General features: G+C 45.7%; 14 protein-coding genes. 5 read left to right on the top strand and 9 right to left on the bottom strand.

Translation table 11 applies throughout. From position 1 onward, the window contains the following. Positions 1-13: 13 nt before the first annotated feature. The 5 genes from ileS to AB5062_RS03040 all read right to left on the bottom strand — a co-directional run bounded on the left by ileS (position 14) and on the right by AB5062_RS03040 (position 7922). Entirely contained in the window at positions 14-3502 is a 3489-nt protein-coding gene (gene ileS / locus AB5062_RS03060; RefSeq protein ID WP_032952861.1) for an isoleucine--tRNA ligase, read from the bottom strand. A 208-nt stretch (positions 3503-3710) separates the two neighbouring features. Then, on the bottom strand, positions 3711-4544 hold the full coding sequence (locus AB5062_RS03055; RefSeq protein ID WP_005846596.1) for a helix-turn-helix domain-containing protein: 834 nt from the start codon (positions 4542-4544) through the stop codon (positions 3711-3713). A 499-nt stretch (positions 4545-5043) separates the two neighbouring features. Then, positions 5044-5862 (bottom strand): M48 family metallopeptidase, encoded by an 819-nt coding sequence (locus tag AB5062_RS03050; RefSeq protein ID WP_117616067.1) that lies wholly within the window; start codon positions 5860-5862, stop codon positions 5044-5046. Positions 5863-6115: 253 nt separating this feature from the next. After that, positions 6116-6790, bottom strand: coding sequence for a bifunctional 4-hydroxy-2-oxoglutarate aldolase/2-dehydro-3-deoxy-phosphogluconate aldolase (locus tag AB5062_RS03045; protein ID WP_117597217.1), 675 nt, complete (start codon positions 6788-6790; stop codon positions 6116-6118). Positions 6791-6899: 109 nt separating this feature from the next. Continuing rightward, positions 6900-7922, bottom strand: coding sequence for a sugar kinase (locus tag AB5062_RS03040; protein WP_005846604.1), 1023 nt, complete (start codon positions 7920-7922; stop codon positions 6900-6902). Between the two features lie 243 nt (positions 7923-8165). On the opposite strand from AB5062_RS03040, the gene AB5062_RS03035 reads away from it, so the two are divergent. The 3 genes from AB5062_RS03035 (at position 8166) to AB5062_RS03025 (ending at position 12201) form a co-directional block, all read left to right on the top strand. After that, complete coding sequence (locus AB5062_RS03035; RefSeq protein ID WP_016270476.1) at positions 8166-9239, top strand: LacI family DNA-binding transcriptional regulator; 1074 nt, start codon at positions 8166-8168, stop codon at positions 9237-9239. A 21-nt stretch (positions 9240-9260) separates the two neighbouring features. Then, positions 9261-10751: a UxaA family hydrolase gene (locus tag AB5062_RS03030; protein WP_012055525.1), complete on the top strand. Its 1491-nt coding sequence runs from the start codon at positions 9261-9263 to the stop codon at positions 10749-10751. Between the two features lie 145 nt (positions 10752-10896). Beyond that, positions 10897-12201 carry a Na+/H+ antiporter NhaC family protein gene (locus AB5062_RS03025; RefSeq protein WP_005846612.1) on the top strand — a complete coding sequence of 435 codons (1305 nt, stop codon included), beginning with the start codon at positions 10897-10899 and terminating at the stop codon, positions 12199-12201. Between the two features lie 177 nt (positions 12202-12378). Here AB5062_RS03025 and AB5062_RS03020 read toward each other — a convergent pair whose 3' ends face one another. Further along, entirely contained in the window at positions 12379-13215 is an 837-nt protein-coding gene (locus AB5062_RS03020) for a DUF4373 domain-containing protein (protein WP_032952862.1), read from the bottom strand. Positions 13216-13833: 618 nt separating this feature from the next. Here AB5062_RS03020 and AB5062_RS03015 point away from each other — a divergent pair. Beyond that, on the top strand, positions 13834-14112 hold the full coding sequence (locus AB5062_RS03015; protein ID WP_005846617.1) for a LysO family transporter: 279 nt from the start codon (positions 13834-13836) through the stop codon (positions 14110-14112). Further along, positions 14109-14729: a lysine exporter LysO family protein gene (locus tag AB5062_RS03010; RefSeq protein WP_005846620.1), complete on the top strand. Its 621-nt coding sequence runs from the start codon at positions 14109-14111 to the stop codon at positions 14727-14729. Before AB5062_RS03015 ends, AB5062_RS03010 begins: the two co-directional genes overlap by 4 nt. A 62-nt stretch (positions 14730-14791) precedes the next feature. Here the strand turns inward: AB5062_RS03010 and AB5062_RS03005 are convergent, their stop codons facing one another. The 3 genes from AB5062_RS03005 to uvrA form a co-directional block, all read right to left on the bottom strand. Beyond that, a complete protein-coding gene (locus tag AB5062_RS03005) occupies positions 14792-16453 on the bottom strand; it encodes a peptide MFS transporter (RefSeq protein WP_012055523.1) in 1662 nt (553 codons plus the stop codon). 106 nt (positions 16454-16559) lie between these two features. Then, positions 16560-17045 carry a Cys-tRNA(Pro) deacylase gene (gene ybaK, locus AB5062_RS03000; protein ID WP_005846627.1) on the bottom strand — a complete coding sequence of 162 codons (486 nt, stop codon included), beginning with the start codon at positions 17043-17045 and terminating at the stop codon, positions 16560-16562. A gap of 14 nt (positions 17046-17059) precedes the next feature. Then, complete coding sequence (uvrA, locus tag AB5062_RS02995; protein ID WP_349201470.1) at positions 17060-19888, bottom strand: excinuclease ABC subunit UvrA; 2829 nt, start codon at positions 19886-19888, stop codon at positions 17060-17062. Positions 19889-20001: the final 113 nt, after the last annotated feature.

Below are 20001 nucleotides of genomic sequence, written 5' to 3'. Positions count from 1 at the left end.
TTTAAAAGGTTAATTATTCTTTTACGACACTCACATAAAGTGAGAAATCATCAAAATTTAATTCTGTACCGTTCTTCACTTCATCCACTAATTCCAGGGAGTTAGCAAGAACCTGGTTACAAATATAAGTATTATATTCATTTACCGCATCATCGGTTTGAGGATTTTTAGATAATGCCACTTTTATTTTGTCCGTTATCTCAAAACCACTGCTCTTACGGATATTCTGTATACGGTTTACCAATTCACGGGCAACCCCCTCACGACGCAGTTCTTCGGTTACGGTAACCTCCAATGCCACAGTCAGTTTACCTTCATTGGCAACCAGCCATCCCGGAATATCCTCACTGAAAATCTCCACATCCGTTGTTTCGATAACCGCTTCCGCACCATCAAGCACAAAGGTATATTTACCATTTTTCTCCAATTCGGCAATAGCTTCCTGCGACATTCCGGCTACGGCTGCGGCGACAGCTTTCATCTGTTTGCCGAATTTCGGGCCGAGTTTTTTAAAGTCACATTTCACCTTTTTCACCAATACGCCTGCGGCTCCGTCTACAAACTTGATTTCTTTCACGTTCACTTCGCTCATAATCAAGTCTTTTACGGCTTCGATGTGCATTTTCTGCTCTTCGTCCACCACCGGAACCATGATACACTGCAAAGGCTGGCGCACTTTGATATTGACTTTGCGGCGCAATGCCAATACCATAGAAGTAACATCCTGAGCCATCTGCATACGCGCTTCCAGTTCTCCGTCTATCAATGCCTCATTACATTCCGGGAACTTGGCCAAGTGTACAGAAACCACGGTGTCACGACCTGTAGCCGCAATCAAATCCGTATACAACCGGTCGGCATAGAACGGAGCGATAGGCGCCATCAGCCTGGCCACTGTTTCAAGACAAGTGTACAATGTCTGATAAGCGGACAGCTTATCCTGTGACATGGCATTACCCCAGAAACGTTTACGGTTCAAGCGCACGTACCAGTTACTCAAATTATCATTTACGAAGTCTGTAATCAAACGTCCCGCCTTGGTCGGTTCGTAATCGTTGTAGCAAGCGTCCACGTTCTTCACCAATGAATTCAGAACAGACAGAATCCAACGGTCTATCTCCGGACGTTCATTTACCGGCACTTCCGCTTCCTGATAAGCGAAACCATCCACATTGGCATAAAGTGCGAAGAACGAATAGGTATTATACAAAGTACCGAAGAATTTACGACGAACCTCATCCACCCCGTCGGTATCAAATTTCAAGTTATCCCACGGAGAAGAATTGGTAATCATGTACCAACGCAAAGGATCGGAGCCATACTGTTCGATAGCGCCGAACGGATCTACCGCATTGCCCAGACGTTTTGACATTTTGTTTCCGTTCTTGTCCAGAACCAAGCCGTTAGAGATTACGTTCTTGTAAGCCACACTGTCGAATACCATCGTAGCGATAGCATGTAGCGTAAAGAACCAGCCACGGGTCTGGTCCACCCCTTCTGCAATGAAGTCCGCAGGATAATAAGTGCGGTTATCCACAATTTCCTTATTTTCAAACGGATAGTGCAACTGCGCGTAAGGCATCGCACCGGAGTCGAACCACACATCAATCAAGTCCGCCTCACGTTTCATCGGCTTGCCGCTTTCAGATACCAAGATGATATCATCCACATACGGACGGTGAAGGTCTATCTTGTCATAGTTCCCCCCGTTATATTCGCCCGGAACAAAACCTTTTTCCTTATAAGGATTGACGGTCATAAATCCGGCAGCTATTGACTTTTCTATTTCATTATACAATTCCTCTACGGAACCGATACAAAGCTCCTCTCCTTCTTCACTGCGCCAGATAGGCAGCGGAGTTCCCCAATAACGAGAACGGCTCAAGTTCCAGTCATTCAAGTTTTCCAGCCACTTGCCGAAACGGCCTGTTCCGGTAGATTCCGGCTTCCAGTTGATAGTCTTGTTCAGTTCCATCATGCGCTCTTTGGCTGCGGTAGACCGGATGAACCAACTGTCCAGCGGATAGTAGAGCACCGGTTTGTCAGTACGCCAGCAGTGCGGATAATTGTGTACATGCTTTTCTATCTTGAACGCCTTGTTGGCGGCTTTCATCATCATACAGATATAGATATCGAGTGATTCGGCGGCAGCGGCAGCTTTTTCATCATACTTGCCATCTACAGTAAACTGAGGATCATAAGCATTCTTCACCCACCGGCCCTGATATTCCTTATATTTCTCTACGTCCACACATTCCTTTACGAAAGCCTCGTCCAGTTCGTCCAACAGATAGAATTTACCAGTCAGATCCACCATAGGACGGGTTTCCCCCTTCTTGTTTATCATGAACAGAGAAGGAATACCTGCCGCACGTGCCACAAAAGCATCGTCTGCACCGAATGTCGGAGCGATATGTACGATACCCGTACCATCTTCGGTAGTTACATAGTCACCGGGAATAACGCGGAATGCCTCACCGGCCGCTTCTTGCCATTTCCCGTTTTCATCCACTGTCACCGGTTTCACCCAAGGAATAAGCTGTTCGTATTCCATGCCTACCAGATCCGGTCCTTTATATTCACCCACTACTTTGAACGGAATCAGTTTGTCACCCGGCTTATAGTCTTCCAGCGCCAATTCTTCCGCTTTCTTGTTAAAGTGAGTATAAAGCAAAGCTTTCGCCAACACTACGGTCATCTTTTCCCCAGTATATCCGTTGTAAGTCTGCACAGCCACATAGTCTATTTTCGGTCCTACGCACAATGCCGTATTCGAAGGCAATGTCCACGGAGTAGTGGTCCATGCCAGGAAATAAGGCGTTCCCCATTCCGCCATTTCGGGTTTCGGATTCTTCATCTTGAACTGTCCTACCACAGTGGTGTCTTTCACATCACGGTAACAGCCCGGCTGGTTCAGCTCGTGCGAGCTCAATCCTGTTCCGGCAGCCGGAGAGTAAGGCTGGATGGTGTAGCCTTTATATAACAGACCTTTGTTATAAAGCTGCTTCAAGAGCCACCACAGCGTTTCAATATAGCGGTTGTCATAAGTGATATAGGGATTCTCCAAATCCACCCAGTAACCCATCTTATGAGTAAGGTCTGTCCACTCTTTGGTAAACTTCATCACGTCCTTACGGCAAGCTGCGTTGTACTCGGCAACAGAAATGGTCTTTCCGATATCCTCTTTGGTGATATGCAATGCCTTTTCCACACCCAGTTCCACAGGCAGTCCGTGAGTATCCCATCCGGCCTTACGCTTTACCTGGAACCCTTTCATGGTTTTATAGCGGCAGAAAGTATCTTTAATGGTACGCGCCATCACGTGGTGAATACCCGGCATACCATTGGCCGAGGGAGGTCCTTCATAAAACACGAAAGAAGGACATCCTTCACGTTCTGTCATACTCTTGGCGAAAACATCGTTTTCATCCCACTTCTTCAGCACATCTTTATTGACCTGTGATAGGTTGAGTTGCGAGTGTTCAGCAAATTTCTTACTCATAATTTTATATCGTTTTCTTGTATTCTCTAACTAAAAGGCAATGCCTTCCAAAAATTAAGGTGCAAATTTACAAGAAAATTAGATAGATAGAAAGTTTTGACGCTTGTTTTTTTAATCAGATAACGGATACTGTTTCAGAATAACTGCATAAGGCATGGGAAAAGCCCCTGTTCTTATCAAAATCAACAGCAACAAGGACCGGTTCTTGTTATTGCAGTCTTTTCCGGTATGCCGAGGTATTTTCCCCCGTCATATTCTTAAAGAAGCGGCTGAAAGTACCCACACTTTCAAAGCCCAAAATCACCGATATCTCTTTGATGCTGTGCGAGGTATGCAGCAACAGCCGTTTCGCTTCGGTCACCACTCGTTCTTGTATAATCTTCAAAGGGGAAGGCATACCGTAGGCGGCAAATAAATTGGAAAGCGTCTTGGGAGAACGATGCAACAAAGCAGCATATGCCTGTACCTGTTTTTTCTCCTTGAAGTGATTGTCCACCAACACATAATAACGCTGGATGATGTCAAAACCTTTTTCATTAACCGGAAAGCCGGACAACTGCTTACGGGCCAGCCGGGTACACAGAATGATGAAACGTTTCAACAGCAGGCGGAGCATTTCTCCCTGCAGGTTATCCCGCAGGATGTATTCGGTAACCATTCTGTCCACCACCTCGTGCAACAGTTCGGAATCGGCTATCGGGAGCCGCAGATGCACTATACCGGAAGTTCCGTTAAACAGCACTCCGCTGCACGATACTTCTTTCTCGTGCTTGTAAATGCCGTAAAAATTCTCGTTGAAAAGAAGAGCAAGATACCTGCCCGATACATTCTTGAACTCCGTGCGGTGAAGATTACTCACAGAGATGATTTCATCCTGCTCCATCTCTATTTCCACATGGTCTACTATCAATGTCAGTTTGCCTTCCTGGACCCATATAAACTTATACAGACTACCATTGTCACAGATGACCCTGTCTGTGTGAAACGCTTCAGTCAGTATCATCGTTTCCTGCAAAGATGTATCGTATGCGTAATTCATCATGGCTAAACTGTTTTGTGCATTTCTTTCTGTTGGTTTATACAAAGATAGTGATTTTCACTTATATTAAACCACCCTGTTATTGCACAGTCCAGAAGCAATACACATAATTAACAATCTGATTTACAACGCATAGCACATATCACAATGTAAAGAGGAGGCAAAGTATCAGAAAGAAAAAAGGAATTTTTGCCATCATTTTAGGAAATCTAGCTATGATATAACCCTACAGGGAATTCGTCAACCATTAAAATAAGCGTATCTTTGTGCCAAGAGATTTCCTTCTATAATCTAGACGAAAAAGAACACTTGATTCTTTTAACCTGAACTTTGGACTTTGATTTTCTCCCAATAAGGATTTCTCTCATAATAAATTCAGATTTTATCCCGCCGGGAGGCAAGATAAGGTCATGCAAAAAAATCTCCCAAAAAAAGAAGAGGGTGTCCGCCATTGAAACGGACACCCTCTATTATGTGTATAATCCACATTGCCTGAAACCATTTATTTCCCTGTTTCCCCCATCGTGTTTTCAGGTTTTTCAATACCTTCGCTTGTAGCACGTTCTTCCATACGCTGGATACGTGCGTCAAGATCGGGATGAGTAGAGAACAACTGATTCAGCTTGCTGCTTTTCTTTGCTCCTGCCTCTTCTTGCAATTTTTTCAATTTCTGGAATGACAATGCCATCGCCCAAGGATTCTTACCTGCTTTCTTCAGAAATTCGTAACCGTAATCATCGGCGGCGCGTTCCTGTTTTTGTGAATAAGTAGCATTGACCAATGCCTCTCCCAAATCACCCAACTGGGAATCTGTCAGAGCAGCCGCTTTTCCTCCTTGTGATGAAATACCATCTTTCAATGCCGATGTCAGCAATGCGGTACGGAAGCCGTTCTTTGAGTCCTTGTGTGCCACATGGCCTACCTCATGGCCTATTACCCCCAACAGTTCTTCGTCTGTCATGATATCCATCAATGAAGAGAATACCCGCACACTACCGTCTGCACAGGCGAACGCATTTACATCAATCACATAATATACTTTGAAATTCAGCGGCATCCCTTCCACTTCGGTCAACCCTTCAGTCAGTTTTTTCAAACGGACAGTATACGGATCATCGTCTGCACAAACCTGATTATGCTTATCCATCCAGTCAATGTACTCCTTTACATACTCTGTCATCTGCTCATCGGTCAAAGTCACCGCTTTTGCAGCCTTCACGGCTCCCCCCACTGCCTTCTTCAAATTAAACTGGGCCATTGCAGGAGTTACCCCCGCCAAGCATAACAGCATGACGGCCACCTTTAATAATGCTTTTTTCATTTTTGTGTGTTTTAGATTAAACGCTTCATTTTATTTCTTAAGAAACGGTACAAAAGAACACATTTTTATTCTATCTACCAATCTTTACAAGAATATTTTTGCCAACGCCCCGCCTCAAGCACCCGCCGGAAAGTGAAAAGCCATCGCGAATCCACTTCGCGATGGCCCTTACCCATTTTATATACACCTTTAAACAAAATGATACCCACGCCCTAATTCACTAACCCCTTGCGGGCATGAGCTGATCTTTTTCTTATTTATTTGCACGGGCTTCCGCAATGTAGTCCAATGCTTCTTTACATTTTGCCGTTACATACGCCCAGTCTTCCGCGGCTACCTTGTCGCCAGGGAACAATTTAGAACCCATACCCACACAGAACACACCTGCCTTAATCCAAGAAGTCAGATTTTCCTGAGTCGGTTCCACACCACCGGTTACCATCAGTTTAGACCAAGGCATCGGAGCCAGCAGACCTTTAACCAATTTTGCTCCCAATACATCACCCGGGAATATTTTGCAAAGATCGCAACCTACTTCCTGAGCGAAACCCACCTCGGACACGCTTCCGCATCCCGGAGTATAAGCCACCAAACGACGGTTGCACACTTTAGCGATTTCAGGATTGAACAACGGACCTACCACAAAGCAAGCACCCAATTGCAAGTAAAGAGCGGCAGTAGCAGGATCAACGATAGAACCTACTCCCATAGCCATTTCAGGACACTCCTTTGCCGCGTATTTCACAACTTCCGCAAATACTTCATGAGCAAAGTCACCACGGTTTGTAAATTCGAATGCACGAACTCCGCCGTCATAACAAGCTTTCACTACTTTCTTTGCCACTTCTGCATCTTTATGGTAGAATACAGGAACCATACCGGTTGAACCAATCTTGTCCAACACTGCTATTTTATCAAAACGAGCCATAATGTTATATTTTAGTTTAAATGAAAGATAGGAACACAAATGATACAAATAAAACATGTATCAAAAATTTGCGTTATTTGCGTCATTCGTGTTCCTATAAAAAACAAATTTAGCGTTGTACACGTCCGCTGGCATCGCCACCGGCCAATGCTTCCACTTCATCTACAGATACCAGGTTGAAGTCACCGTTGATAGTATGCTTCAAAGCAGAAGCGGCAACAGCAAATTCAAGGGCGGCACCCTGATTCGGTTTGGTCAGCAGACCGTGAATGATACCTCCGGAGAATGAGTCGCCACCACCTACCCGGTCAATAATCGGGTTGATGTCATAGCGTTTTGATTCATAAAATTCTTCTCCGTTGTAAATCATAGCCTTCCAGCCGTTGTGAGTAGCCGAGAATGATTCGCGCAAGGTAGAAACCACATATTTAAAGCCGAATTCTTTTGCCATAGCCTTGAAGATTCCTTTGTAACCTTCCGCATTGGTTTCACCGGCTTCCACATTCGCTTCCGGTTTGAAGCCCAGACAAAGTTCGGCATCTTCTTCGTTGCCTATACATACATCTACATACTGCATCAACGGTTTCATGATAGACTGTGCTTTTTCTTTTGTCCACAGTTTCTTGCGGAAATTCAAGTCTACAGATACCGTAACGCCATGACGTTTTGCAGCTTCACAAGCCAGTTTGGTCAGTTCGGCAGCCTTGTCAGAAATAGCCGGAGTGATACCCGACCAGTGGAACCAGTCCGCACCTTCCATGATAGCGTCAAAGTCGAAATCGCAAGGATCGGCTTCGGCGATAGCCGAGTGGGCACGGTCATAAATTACTTTGCTAGGACGCATGGAAGCTCCTGTTTCCAGATAATAGATACCTACGCGGTCGCCACCACGACAGATGAAATCGGTCTTCACACCATATTTACGCAATGCATTCACAGCAGACTGTCCAATTTCGTGTTTCGGCAATTTAGTTACGAAATAAGCTTCGTGACCGTAGTTCGCGCAACTCACCGCTACGTTCGCTTCACCACCGCCATAAACAACATCAAATGAATCCGACTGTACAAAACGTGTGTTTCCCGGAGTTGACAATCTCAACATAATTTCACCTAAGGTTACTACTTTTCCCATAATTTCGTGATTTTAAATTGTTATATATTTATTCGTTTAACTTTCAACCCAATTAAAATACTGGTTTACATATCCATAGACGAATCACATCGTAACCTTGTACTCAACAGACCACTCAAATAATTCATCCGTGTGCGTGCACAAAGGTACTATTTATTTTTTTAAAACCAAAAATTGTTATATATTTGTATCGAAAAAAAATAAATTATCAGTGTGCACGAGCACAATATATATAATTAAGGTATGAATAAACTGCCCGAAAGAATCAGAATCAAGGATATCGCGCGCCTGGCAGATGTGTCAGTCGGCACAGTAGACCGTGTATTGCATGGCCGCACAGGGGTATCCGAAGCCAGCCGGAAACGGGTGGAAGAAATATTGAAGCAACTGGATTACCAGCCCAATATGTATGCCAGCGCATTGGCATCCAACAAAAAGTATCTGTTTGTCTGCCTGCTGCCACAGCACAAGGAAGGCGATTACTGGACCGATGTGGAACTGGGGATGAAAAGAGCCGTAGAAACCTTTTCGGATTTCCACATCACCCTGTCCGTGATGTACTATGACCAATATGAATATTCCTCCTTCATCAATGCCGGTGAGGAAATACTGAAACAAGAGCCGGACGGCGTATTGCTCGCCCCCACTATTCCTGAGATGACGGCCAGATTCACCGACAAGTTACAAGAACGGGAAATACCTTATATATTTATAGACTCCAACGTGGCCAGTCTGAATCCGCTGGCATTCTTCGGGCAGAAATCCGACCAAAGCGGATACTTTGCCGCCCGCATGGCCATGATGTTGGGAGAATGTCCCAAAGAAATCGTTATCTTCAGACAAATCAACGAAGGCCGCCTGGGATCAAACCAGCAGGAAAACCGTGAAAAAGGATTCAGAAAATATATGCAGGAGCATTTTCCCGACTGCAAGATAGTGGAACTGAACCTCTACGCCAAGCGTCCGGACGAGGACGAGGCGCTGATGAACCGCTTTTTCCAAGAGAACCCACAGGTTACGTGCGGCATCACTTTCAACTCGAAAGTGTACATTATAGGAGAATATCTCATCGGACACAACATGAAAAATTTCAAACTGATTGGGTACGATTTATTACACCGGAACGTCTCTTGTCTGAAAGAGGGCGCAGTGGATTTCCTGATTGCTCAGCAACCTACCGCACAAGGATACAGCGGCGTAGAGAGCCTGTGCAATCACCTGATCTTCAAGAAAGAGGTGAAACAATGCAATTACATGCCCATCACCCTGCTTTCGGTGGAGAACGTGGATTTCTATCTGGATGCGCATAAAAAGTAAATCTGATAACTAAAAATAGAAATGGAAACAAAGTATTTGAAAATCAATCCGGCTGATAACGTAGTGGTGGCTATCTCGGATTTAAAAGCAGGCGAGGCCATCACGGTAGACGGTCATGCCATCACGTTGAAGGAAGACGTGCCTGCCGGCCATAAGGTGACACTGAAAGATTTCGCCCAAGGCGAGAATATCATCAAGTATGGTTACCCCATCGGCCATGCCGTGACTGCCGTGGAACAAGGACGCTGGATCAATGAAACCCAGATAAAGACAAACCTTGCCGGACTGTTGGATTACACCTACAATCCGGTCAGCGTAGACCTCAATATCCCGAAGAAAGACCTGACGTTCAAAGGATACCGCCGCAAAAACGGTGATGTAGGTATCCGTAACGAGGTATGGATTATCCCCACCGTGGGTTGTGTAAACGGTATCATCGGACAACTGGCCGAAGCGTTACGCCGCGAAACCAACTGCGAAGGTGTGGACGCTATCGTGGCATTCCCTCACAACTATGGCTGTTCACAGCTGGGCGATGACCACGAGAATACCAAGAAAATTCTCCGCGACATGATTCTGCATCCTAATGCAGGAGCCGTACTGATTGTCAGTCTGGGCTGCGAGAACAACCAGCCGGATGTTTTCCGCGAGTTTCTGGGCGATTACGACACAGACCGCGTAAAGTTCATGGTAACCCAGAAAGTGGGGGATGAATTTGAAGAGGGTATGAAGATTCTGCGTGAACTGTACACCAAAGCCAAGACCGATGTACGCGAGGATGTTCCTTTGTCCGAGCTGCGTGTAGGCTTGAAATGCGGCGGTTCGGATGGCTTCTCAGGTATCACCGCCAATCCGTTGCTGGGTATGTTCTCCGACTTCCTGATTGCACAGGGCGGTACTTCCGTACTGACGGAGGTTCCCGAAATGTTCGGTGCGGAAACCATCCTGATGAACCGTTGCCGCACCAAGGAACTGTTCGAGCAGACCGTACACCTGATTAATGACTTTAAGGAATATTTCCTGTCACACGGCGAGCCAGTGGGCGAAAATCCGTCACCGGGCAACAAGGCAGGTGGTATCTCCACCCTGGAAGACAAAGCGTTGGGATGTACCCAAAAATGCGGCAAAGCATACGTTGACGGAGTTATGGGCTATGGCGACCGCCTGAAAGTGAAAGGTTTGAACTTGCTTTCCGCACCGGGCAACGATTTGGTAGCTGCCACCGCCCTCGCCTCCTGCGGCTGTCACATGGTGCTCTTCACTACCGGCCGCGGTACTCCGTTCGGTACGTTTGTTCCTACCATGAAGATTTCCACCAACTCCACTCTGGCTAAAAACAAACCGGGATGGATTGACTTCAATGCCGGAGTCATCGTAGAAAACGAACCGATGGAAAAGACCTGCGAACGCTTTATAGACTATATCATCCGTGTTGCCAGCGGAGAACCGGTAAACAATGAAAAGAAGAATTATCGTGAAATCGCCATCTTCAAGACAGGCGTGACACTATAATCCAATTTTATCCCCAACTTTCCCAATACCCTTACAGCCCTGCCTTCCCTGTTACGAAGGTGGGGCTGTGACCTTTTTCCCCCATATATTGTTATACAGCAAGTCTTTTTGTAACTTTGCATCTCATTTTATAAAATACAAATTCATGAACGGTGAAAAATTAACTCCAATAACCAATAAGCCCAGTCTATGGGCACTCAGTCCACTGCTGGTATTTCTATGCCTGTATCTGGTGACTTCCATCATTGTAAACGACTTCTATAAAGTCCCCATCACGATTGCTTTCATGGTATCCTCGGTCTATGCGGTATGCATCACCAAAGGCCTGAGCCTGAATGAGCGAATGCTGCAATATTCCATCGGCGCAGCCAACAAGAACATCATGCTGATGATCTGGATTTTCATCCTGGCAGGCGCATTCGCCCAAAGTGCCAAAGATATCGGGGCCATTGACGCGACCGTCAACCTTACGCTTCTCCTGCTGCCGGACAATCTGCTGCTGGCAGGCATCTTCCTGGCTGCCTGTTTCATCTCACTCTCCATCGGAACCTCGGTAGGAACCATCGTGGCACTAGTCCCCGTGGCAGCAGGCATCGCAGAGAAAACCGACATGAACCTGGCCTTCATGACAGGTATCGTGGTGGGAGGAGCCTTCTTCGGCGACAACCTTTCATTCATCTCGGATACCACCATCGCCGCCACCCGTACCCAGGGATGCGCCATGCGTGACAAGTTCCGGGTAAACTTCATGATAGCCCTTCCGGCCGCTCTGATGGTTTTCGGCTACTATATTTTCAGAGGGATGGACGTGATGACCACCCACGACATCCAGTCGGTGGAATGGATCAAAATCCTCCCCTACCTGGTTGTGTTGGGAACCGCCATAGCAGGTATGAATGTGGCACTCGTACTGATACTGGGCATCGCCACAACGGGAGTGATCGGCCTGTTCACGGGGAGCATCGGCCTGTTCGACTGGCTCGGCTCCATGGGCACAGGGATCACCGGGATGGGTGAGCTCATCATCATCACCTTGATGGCAGGCGGTATGCTGGAACTGATCCGTTTTAATGGCGGAGTGGACTATATCATCCAAAAACTGACCAAACACGTCAACAGCAAACGCGGAGCCGAACTTTGCATCGCGGCTTTGGTGAGTATCGCCAATTTCTGCACAGCCAACAATACGATAGCCATCATCACAGTGGGACCGCTTGCCAACGATATCGCTACCCGCTACAGGGTGGACAAACGCAAGAGTGCAAGTATTCTGGATACTTTCTCGTGTGTCATCCAGGGAATCATCCCTTACGGAGCACAAATGCTGATTGCTGCCAAACTGGCTTCCCTGTCTCCTTTGAGCATTATCGAATACTTGTACTATCCGGTAGCCATCGGGATATTTGCCCTGCTGAGCATCTTCTTGAGATACCCCAGACGGTATTCGTGAAAACAAGCGGCAGACGGTTATATTCCACCACGCACAGACCGGCTGAATTCTTTCGCAATGTCCAGACGATGAAGGTGAAAGATTTATAATCTTACAGCTGTAAGATATAGCATCTTACACGTGAAAGATCCATATCTTCCGTGATTAACGGCGCGTACCTGGGGGGGCAAATAGCATTCAACAAAGATACGATATGCATTTATCCATGGGCGGTCCAACTCCTCTTTCTTCCAAATCCGGAATCGTGCGTGGTGTATCCACCCGAACCCGGATAGGGAAAATCTCATTGATATAGCGTTTCTGTCGAGGTGCAAATCCTATGTTTTTGAAGAGTTCAACAACAGCAACAACAGTTATTTCTTTTTCTTTGTTACTGTTGTTTTTCTTCTCTTCTCTATTCTTTTCTTCTCTTATAAAGTTTTGCTTAAAGCTTGCTTGCAAACTCCTATTAACGCATTCATTATCAATACATTGCAGTGTATTTTCGGTTACATTTTCATCATCACTTTTTTCAATCGTGTTTTTCATGCATTTTACACTGTTTTCCGCATTGTTTTCCGTGTTGTTTTCCTTATTGTCTGCATCGTCATTCGCTTCTTTATCCGCTGCCGTGAGGACAGTAGAAGTGATTACTTTTTCAGCTGTCTGCACAGTCTTTTTCTTGCTGCTTCTTCCTCCTTTGCTACCGGCGGCGGCACGTTGCTCCGAAAGCTTATTCTGATAACCCATCACCTCATCCAGATACAGGCATCGGAAATATCCGTCCTCCGTTATGACAAACAAGTTAAAGTCTTTAATGAGATGCTGCAGATCTTCCACTGTAGCCCCCCATTGTTCAGCCAACAAATCCAGTTCGTTAAAATCGTGTTTGTATTCCTGTTGCCTTCGCAGGAACAATATCATTTGAATATATAATCCTATTCCCATGCATTTCATTTCGGCATTCAGCTTCATCATTTTGTAATCCGACATCAAGCTGCAATTCAGCCGGATAAACTGTTCGGTGTAATCCATTCCTTTGGTGTGTTAGTATATAAATAGATTACAAAGAAACAAAAAATATCAATAGGGTGTATAGATAATTGCCACCAATTATGACATTATCTTCATTTTTATCTCAAACAAATATAAACAACTAGTACACAAACACTTACACAGCACATTCAATTCAAGAAAAAAGTATAATTCTCCAGAAAAGATAAAGTTCTTATCCCCTGCAATTAATGAATATTTTTTATCGTCAGAATTCGGAGATAAATTCCCAATAAATGATCCTATGTTAAAACACACGCTATATCCGTCCAAAGGTAACAGAAGAAGATTTATGAATATTTATTTTGAAAATATACATAAAAGGATTATCTTTGCACCGCAAATGAATCAATGATATGAACCAATTACAGACTACATACAGCATACATCACCTTACATCGGGAAATACCCCCCTGTGTAATCACTTCATTGTGCATGTACATTGGTTCAGCGGATTTGTTTAGATTTCCACTCACACGTAATTTATTACCCAACTTTCATCCTACCCACACACGTGCCCGATGAAAGATATATTGCATGATGGTTCTCATTCGGTGAAACCGTCGGGTTGTATATGTTTTACTATAAAAATTGATTGCTATGTTTACTATTATATCTATTATGTTTGTTGGTATCGGTATAGGATATGTATTGCGCAACTTGCAGTTTTTACAGAAAATAGAAAAGAGTACATCACTCACTATCTTCCTGCTGTTGTTTGTTTTGGGAATCTCTATCGGCTCCAACAGCTTAATCATTAACAATTTAGGCAGATTCGGATGGCAGGCGGCTATATTGGCTACATTAAGCATTTTGGGCAGTATGCTAGCTTCTTTCCTGGTATTTCATCTGTTTTTTAAGAAAGGAGGCAAACAATGAAAGGCAGTTTGGTTGTTGTCGCATTTTTTTGTGCAGGATGTATGATTGGAGCTGTCAATAATTTCCAGTATGACATGCACTCTGTTTCCATGTATGTGCTTTATGCACTGATGCTCCAAGTAGGAATCAGCATAGGCAGCAATAAGAAATTGAAAGAACTGATTAAAAGCTTACGGCTGAAAATGCTCCTGGTACCGATGGCTACCATTGCGGGAACCTTGCTTTTCTCGGCACTGGCCAGTCTGCTATTAAGCCAATGGAGTGTATTCGACTGTATGGCGGTGGGCAGCGGCTTTGCCTATTATTCACTGTCCTCCATTCTGATCACACAGTTCAAAGAACCGTCTATCGGATTACAACTGGCCACCGAATTGGGAACCATTGCGTTACTGGCCAATATTTTCCGGGAGATGATGGCATTGCTCGGTGCTCCGCTCATACGGAAATATTTCGGACAGCTGGCTCCTATCTCGGCTGCCGGAGTGAACTCGATGGATGTATTGCTGCCATCCATCACACGTTATTCGGGAAAAGACATGATTCCCCTGGCCATATTCCACGGAATACTGATTGATATGAGTGTTCCTGTTTTCGTATCCTTCTTCTGTAATTTATAAAAAAAGAGAAGCCCGCTGATTGGTTAAGCGGGCTTCTTTTTCATATATAATATAGGCGGGAATTATTTCGCAACCTTTTCCAGTTTCTTCATGATAGAGAAGATGAACAATGCGGAAAGCAAGCAGCACACAATCAATACACTCCATACCATCCACAACTGCATATCACCCCACAAATAACCGATGATAGCTACCAGATAGTTACCAATAGCAGTAGCCACAAACCAAAGTCCCATCATAGCGCCTTTATACTTGGGAGGAGCTACCTTGGAAACAAATGAGATACCCATCGGTGACAGGAACAATTCGGCAAAAGTCAATACCAGATAAGTCGAGATCAGCCAGTTGGGTGAAACCAACGCGCTCTCGGCAATACCATTGGCTTCTACTTCAGCAGGAGTAGGCAGACCGAATGAGCCGAATGCCAGCAACATGAAACCTACTGCGGCAATCACCATACCGATACCGATTTTACGCGGAGCTGATGGTTCTTTTCCTTTCTTTGCCAATGAACCGAATACTGCCAGTGATACCGGAGTCAGAGCGACAACGAAGAAGGGGTTAAACTGTTGGAAAATCTGAGGAAGGATAGGCAATGTAGGGTCCATAGTACCATAATTGACTCCTAAAACCACAAGAGCCAAGGTAGCAATAACGCCTGAAATCAATTTGCCCTTGCCTGTCTTGGACTGGAACAGTGAGAAACCTGCATAAACGGTTACAATAAGCAGAGCCAGATTCCATACGCTGAAGCCAAGGCGATCCAGACCGGTTACCTCATGTGCCGTGTAGTCACGGGCGAAGAAGGTCATGGTAAGACCGTTCTGATGGAATGCCATCCAGAAGAAAATAACCACAGCGAATACCAGTAACAAAGCGACGATGCGTTCTTTGGTCTGTGCGGGAGTCAGCTCTTCTTCGTGTACATTGGCCGGTTTAGCCTGCTTGGAGTTGTAATCGGCATGTTTGAATGTAGAACGGAAAATAACATAAATAGCCATAGAGGCAACCAGTGAGATACAAGCTACACCGAAACCATAGTTATAGGCTTCTGACAATTTATCAATATAGGTAGTACAGAAATCAGCCATGCTTCCTGTGAAATTCTGTGCGGTCTGCATGGCAGTCAGTGTGGCCTCGCCTTCGGCGGTAATCGTACCGTCCAGGAACTGGTGTGCCAAAGAAGGTATCTGGGGCACATAGCTGAAGCCTGCTTTGCCCAACACATAGTTGGTCATGGCAGTAGCGGCAGTCGGAGCGAACAGGGCACCGATGTTGATTGCCATATAGAACAAACTGAAAGCGGTATCACGTTTCGCGCTATACTCAGGAGCATCATACAGATTACCTACCATTACTTGCAGATTTCCCTTGAAAAGTCCAGTTCCCAAAGCAATCAGGGCAAGAGCGCCGAACATGGAATACAATCCGATATTGGTTGCCATCGGGATAGCCAGCAGCACATAACCGGCAAACATGATAACGATACCGGTAGTAACCATCTTGCCATAACCGAATTTATCGGCCAGGATACCTCCGATAAGCGGCATGAAATACACTCCTGCCAGGAAACTGGCAAAGATTGTTGACGTCGTGGCGGCTGTAAAGCCGAATTTCGCTTGCAGGAAGAGAGTGAAAATAGCAAGCATGGTGTAATAACCAAAGCGTTCGCCGGTATTGGCGAGAGCTAATGCGTATAAGCCTTTAGGCTGTCCTTCAAACATAGTTGATAAAGATTTAATTAATAGTTAGTATTCTTTTTTTGCAAAGATATAACTTTTAGTCTATCTGAAAAAAAAAGAGCCACAAATGTGACTCTTTTTGGCATATTTATTCGGTGAAAAGGGAACAAATCTCTGCTTTCGTTTCTTTTATCAGGTCATCGGCCGCTATTTTTATCTGTAATCCGCGGATACCGGCACTGATATAAATGTACGGGAATGCGGTGCAAGTCTCGTGTATATAGGTGGGGAAATGCTTTTTCATGCCGATGGGAGAACATCCTCCCCGGATATATCCTGTCAGGGGAAGCAGCTCTTTCATGGGAATCAGGTCGCATTTCTTGTTACCTGAGACTTTTGCCGCCATTTTTAAATCCACCTCGTGCTCGCCGGGTATGACACAGACAAAATATCCGGATTTATCCCCATGAAGCACCAAAGTCTTGAAGACTTGTTCTATGTTCTCGCCCAAACTGGCGGCAACGTGAACAGCGCTGAGGTCGTTCTCGTCTACTTCGTATGGAATAAGCTCGTATGCTATCTTGGCCTTATCAAGCAGACGGGCTACGTTGGTTTTAGCTATTTTCTCTTTCATTGCTGGTATGCCGGTTAATTTTCCAATTCTTCTTTTATAAATTTCGGGGTATATCCTTTCTTGCTTCCGGCCACTTCCTCAGGAGTTCCGGCAGCAAGCACCTGTCCTCCGCCCCTTCCGCCTTCGGGACCCATATCGATGATGTAATCCGCCAGTTTGATCACGTCCAGGTTATGTTCAATAACCAGAACGGTATTGCCTTTCTCCACCAGTTTGTTCAATACATTCATCAGCACACGGATATCTTCGAAATGAAGCCCGGTAGTAGGCTCATCCAGAATATACATCGTTTTGCCGGTATCACGCTTGGACAGTTCCGTAGCCAGTTTCACACGCTGGCTCTCTCCGCCCGACAAGGTGGTGGAGGGCTGTCCCAGTTTAATATATCCTAACCCCACCTCTTGCAGCACTTTGATTTTATTCAGAATCTGAGGCACATTCTCAAAGAACTCTACAGCACGATTGATGGTCATGTCCAGTACATCGGCTATGGATTTACCCTTATAGCGCACTTCCAGCGTCTCGCGGTTATATCGTTTACCGTGACAAACCTCGCAAGGTACCAGCACATCGGGCAGGAAATTCATTTCGATGGTCTTGTATCCGTTACCGCCGCAAGCCTCGCAGCGTCCTCCGGTTACATTGAACGAGAAACGCCCCGGCTTATAGCCACGGATCTTCGCTTCGGGCAGACCGACAAACAGATTCCGGATATCCGAGAATACTCCTGTATAGGTGGCCGGATTGGAACGCGGTGTCCTGCCCAGCGGCGACTGGTCCACATTCACCACCTTATCTATATAGTCCAGTCCTTCCACACTGTCATAGGGCAGAGGTTCCTGCAAAGAACGGTAGAAATGCTGTGACAGGATGGGCTGCAAGGTATCGTTTATCAGCGTGGATTTGCCACTGCCGGACACCCCTGTGACGCAAATGAGTTTTCCCAAAGGAAATTCCACATCCACATTCTTCAGGTTGTTCCCCTTCGCCCCTCTCAGCCATAAGGATTTCCCGTTACCGGGGCGGCGTTCGGCCGGTATCTCTATCTTCATCTGTCCGTTTAAATACTTAGAGGTAAGCGTTCCTGTCTGAAGCATTTGTTTCGGAGTCCCCTGAAACACTACCTCGCCTCCCAGGCGGCCCGCCTTCGGTCCCATATCAACCACATAGTCTGCCGCCAGCATCATATCCTTGTCATGCTCCACCACGATGACAGAGTTACCTGTGTCACGCAACTTCTTCAAAGAGTTGATAAGGCGGAGGTTGTCCCGTTGGTGTAATCCGATACTCGGTTCATCCAGAATATAAAGCACGTTCACCAGCTGGGAGCCGATTTGAGTTGCCAGACGGATGCGCTGGCTCTCGCCTCCCGAAAGGGATACCGAGGTGCGATTCAGTGAAAGATAATCCAGTCCCACATCCAACAAAAACTTAAGACGGGTACGGATCTCCTTCAAAATCTCGGCGGCAATCATGCGCTGCTTGTCTTCCAGAAAAGGATCGACCTGTTGCAACCAGTCATACAGTTCGTTGATATCCATGCTTGCCAGTTCATAGATGTTCTTGTCGTGGATACGGAAATGCAACGCCTCCTTGTTCAGGCGCGCGCCCTTGCATTCGGGACAGACATCGGTCTTGGCAAACTGTTCCGCCCACTTCTGGGCAGTGGCCGATGCATCTTTCTCCTGCATCATCTGGATGTACTTCACAATCCCTTCATAAGTTACAAAGTAATCGGAAGAGGTATGAATCAAGGTGCTCTTTATCTTGATACGCTCATCCGAGCCATAGAGTATTTCGTCTATCGCATCATCCGGCATATCCTTGACCGGTGTCTTGATCGTAAAATCATATTTTTCAAGCAGGGCCTCTATCTGCCAGAAAATCATGGCATTTTTATATTTGCCCAAAGGAGCGATGGCTCCTTCGTAAATGGAAAGATTCCTGTCGGGAATCACTTTGTCCACATCAATCAGATTCACATACCCCAGCCCCTTACAACGGGGGCAAGCTCCCTGCGGAGAGTTAAACGAAAAATTATGAGGGGCGGGTTCTTTATAAGACAGTCCGGTAACAGGACACATCAACCGCTTGCTGTAATGGCGCACCTCCCGGGTATCGGCGTCATAAATCATAATCAGCCCCTCACCCTGCTGCATGGCAGTGGCAACGCTCTGTTTCAGCCGTTTGTCATCCTTTTCCGATACGACCAACTTATCTATCACAACTTCTATATCATGATTTTTATAACGGTCCAGCTTCATGCCGTGTACAATCTCGCGCACCTCGCCGTCCACGCGGACATACAGATAACCTTTCTTGCGCACTTGTTCGAAAAGTTCTTTGTAATGCCCCTTGCGGGTACGTACCAACGGGGCAAGCATGAATATCTTCTTACCCTGATAATCCCGGTGAATCAGACCGATGATCTGTTCCTCGGTATATTTCACCATTTTCTCTCCCGAAAGATAAGAATAAGCAACTCCTGCACGGGCATAGAGCAAACGGAGATAATCGTATATCTCTGTCGTAGTTCCCACGGTAGAGCGGGGATTCTTGTTTGTCGTTTTCTGTTCGATGGAAATTACCGGGCTGAGTCCTGTAATCTTATCCACATCCGGGCGCTCCAACCCTCCCAGGAAATTACGGGCGTATGCGGAAAAGGTCTCAATGTATCTCCGCTGCCCTTCGGCGAAGATGGTATCGAATGCCAAAGACGATTTACCGCTTCCGCTCAATCCGGTTATCACCGTCAGGCTGTTCCGTGGAATTTCAACATCTATATCTTTCAAGTTATGTACACGGGCACCGTATACATTAATCAGTTCTTTTTCTTCACTCATAATCTTCTTACTCTGCGTAATCTTTGCAAAATTAATGCTTCCCGACGAAATATTTAATTAAAAAGCCTAATAATATTTTCTATTCTTTCTATATAATGTGAATAAAACAGTTT

The sequence above is a fragment of the Phocaeicola sp. RTP21359st1_B8_RTP21360_211022 genome (assembly GCF_040911965.1).
In the GTDB taxonomy this organism is placed as follows: domain Bacteria; phylum Bacteroidota; class Bacteroidia; order Bacteroidales; family Bacteroidaceae; genus Phocaeicola; species Phocaeicola vulgatus.
Note: the sequence above shows the minus strand (reverse complement) of the source record. Positions and strands in the feature narration are given on the sequence as shown.

Excerpts from the sequence above, each read along its gene's own strand:
- ileS (WP_032952861.1), bottom strand. The coding sequence starts at position 3,502 with ATGAGTAAGAAATTTGCTGAACACTCGCAACTCAACCTATCACAGGTC.
- uvrA (WP_349201470.1), bottom strand. The coding sequence starts at position 19,888 with ATGAGTGAAGAAAAAGAACTGATTAATGTATACGGTGCCCGTGTACAT.
- AB5062_RS03025 (WP_005846612.1), top strand. The coding sequence starts at position 10,897 with ATGAACGGTGAAAAATTAACTCCAATAACCAATAAGCCCAGTCTATGG.
- AB5062_RS03050 (WP_117616067.1), bottom strand. The coding sequence starts at position 5,862 with ATGAAAAAAGCATTATTAAAGGTGGCCGTCATGCTGTTATGCTTGGCG.
- AB5062_RS03020 (WP_032952862.1), bottom strand. The coding sequence starts at position 13,215 with ATGGATTACACCGAACAGTTTATCCGGCTGAATTGCAGCTTGATGTCG.
- AB5062_RS03010 (WP_005846620.1), top strand. The coding sequence starts at position 14,109 with ATGAAAGGCAGTTTGGTTGTTGTCGCATTTTTTTGTGCAGGATGTATG.
- AB5062_RS03040 (WP_005846604.1), bottom strand. The coding sequence starts at position 7,922 with ATGGGAAAAGTAGTAACCTTAGGTGAAATTATGTTGAGATTGTCAACT.
- AB5062_RS03035 (WP_016270476.1), top strand. The coding sequence starts at position 8,166 with ATGAATAAACTGCCCGAAAGAATCAGAATCAAGGATATCGCGCGCCTG.
- AB5062_RS03015 (WP_005846617.1), top strand. The coding sequence starts at position 13,834 with ATGTTTACTATTATATCTATTATGTTTGTTGGTATCGGTATAGGATAT.
- AB5062_RS03005 (WP_012055523.1), bottom strand. The coding sequence starts at position 16,453 with ATGTTTGAAGGACAGCCTAAAGGCTTATACGCATTAGCTCTCGCCAAT.
- ybaK (WP_005846627.1), bottom strand. The coding sequence starts at position 17,045 with ATGAAAGAGAAAATAGCTAAAACCAACGTAGCCCGTCTGCTTGATAAG.
- AB5062_RS03030 (WP_012055525.1), top strand. The coding sequence starts at position 9,261 with ATGGAAACAAAGTATTTGAAAATCAATCCGGCTGATAACGTAGTGGTG.
- AB5062_RS03055 (WP_005846596.1), bottom strand. The coding sequence starts at position 4,544 with ATGATGAATTACGCATACGATACATCTTTGCAGGAAACGATGATACTG.
- AB5062_RS03045 (WP_117597217.1), bottom strand. The coding sequence starts at position 6,790 with ATGGCTCGTTTTGATAAAATAGCAGTGTTGGACAAGATTGGTTCAACC.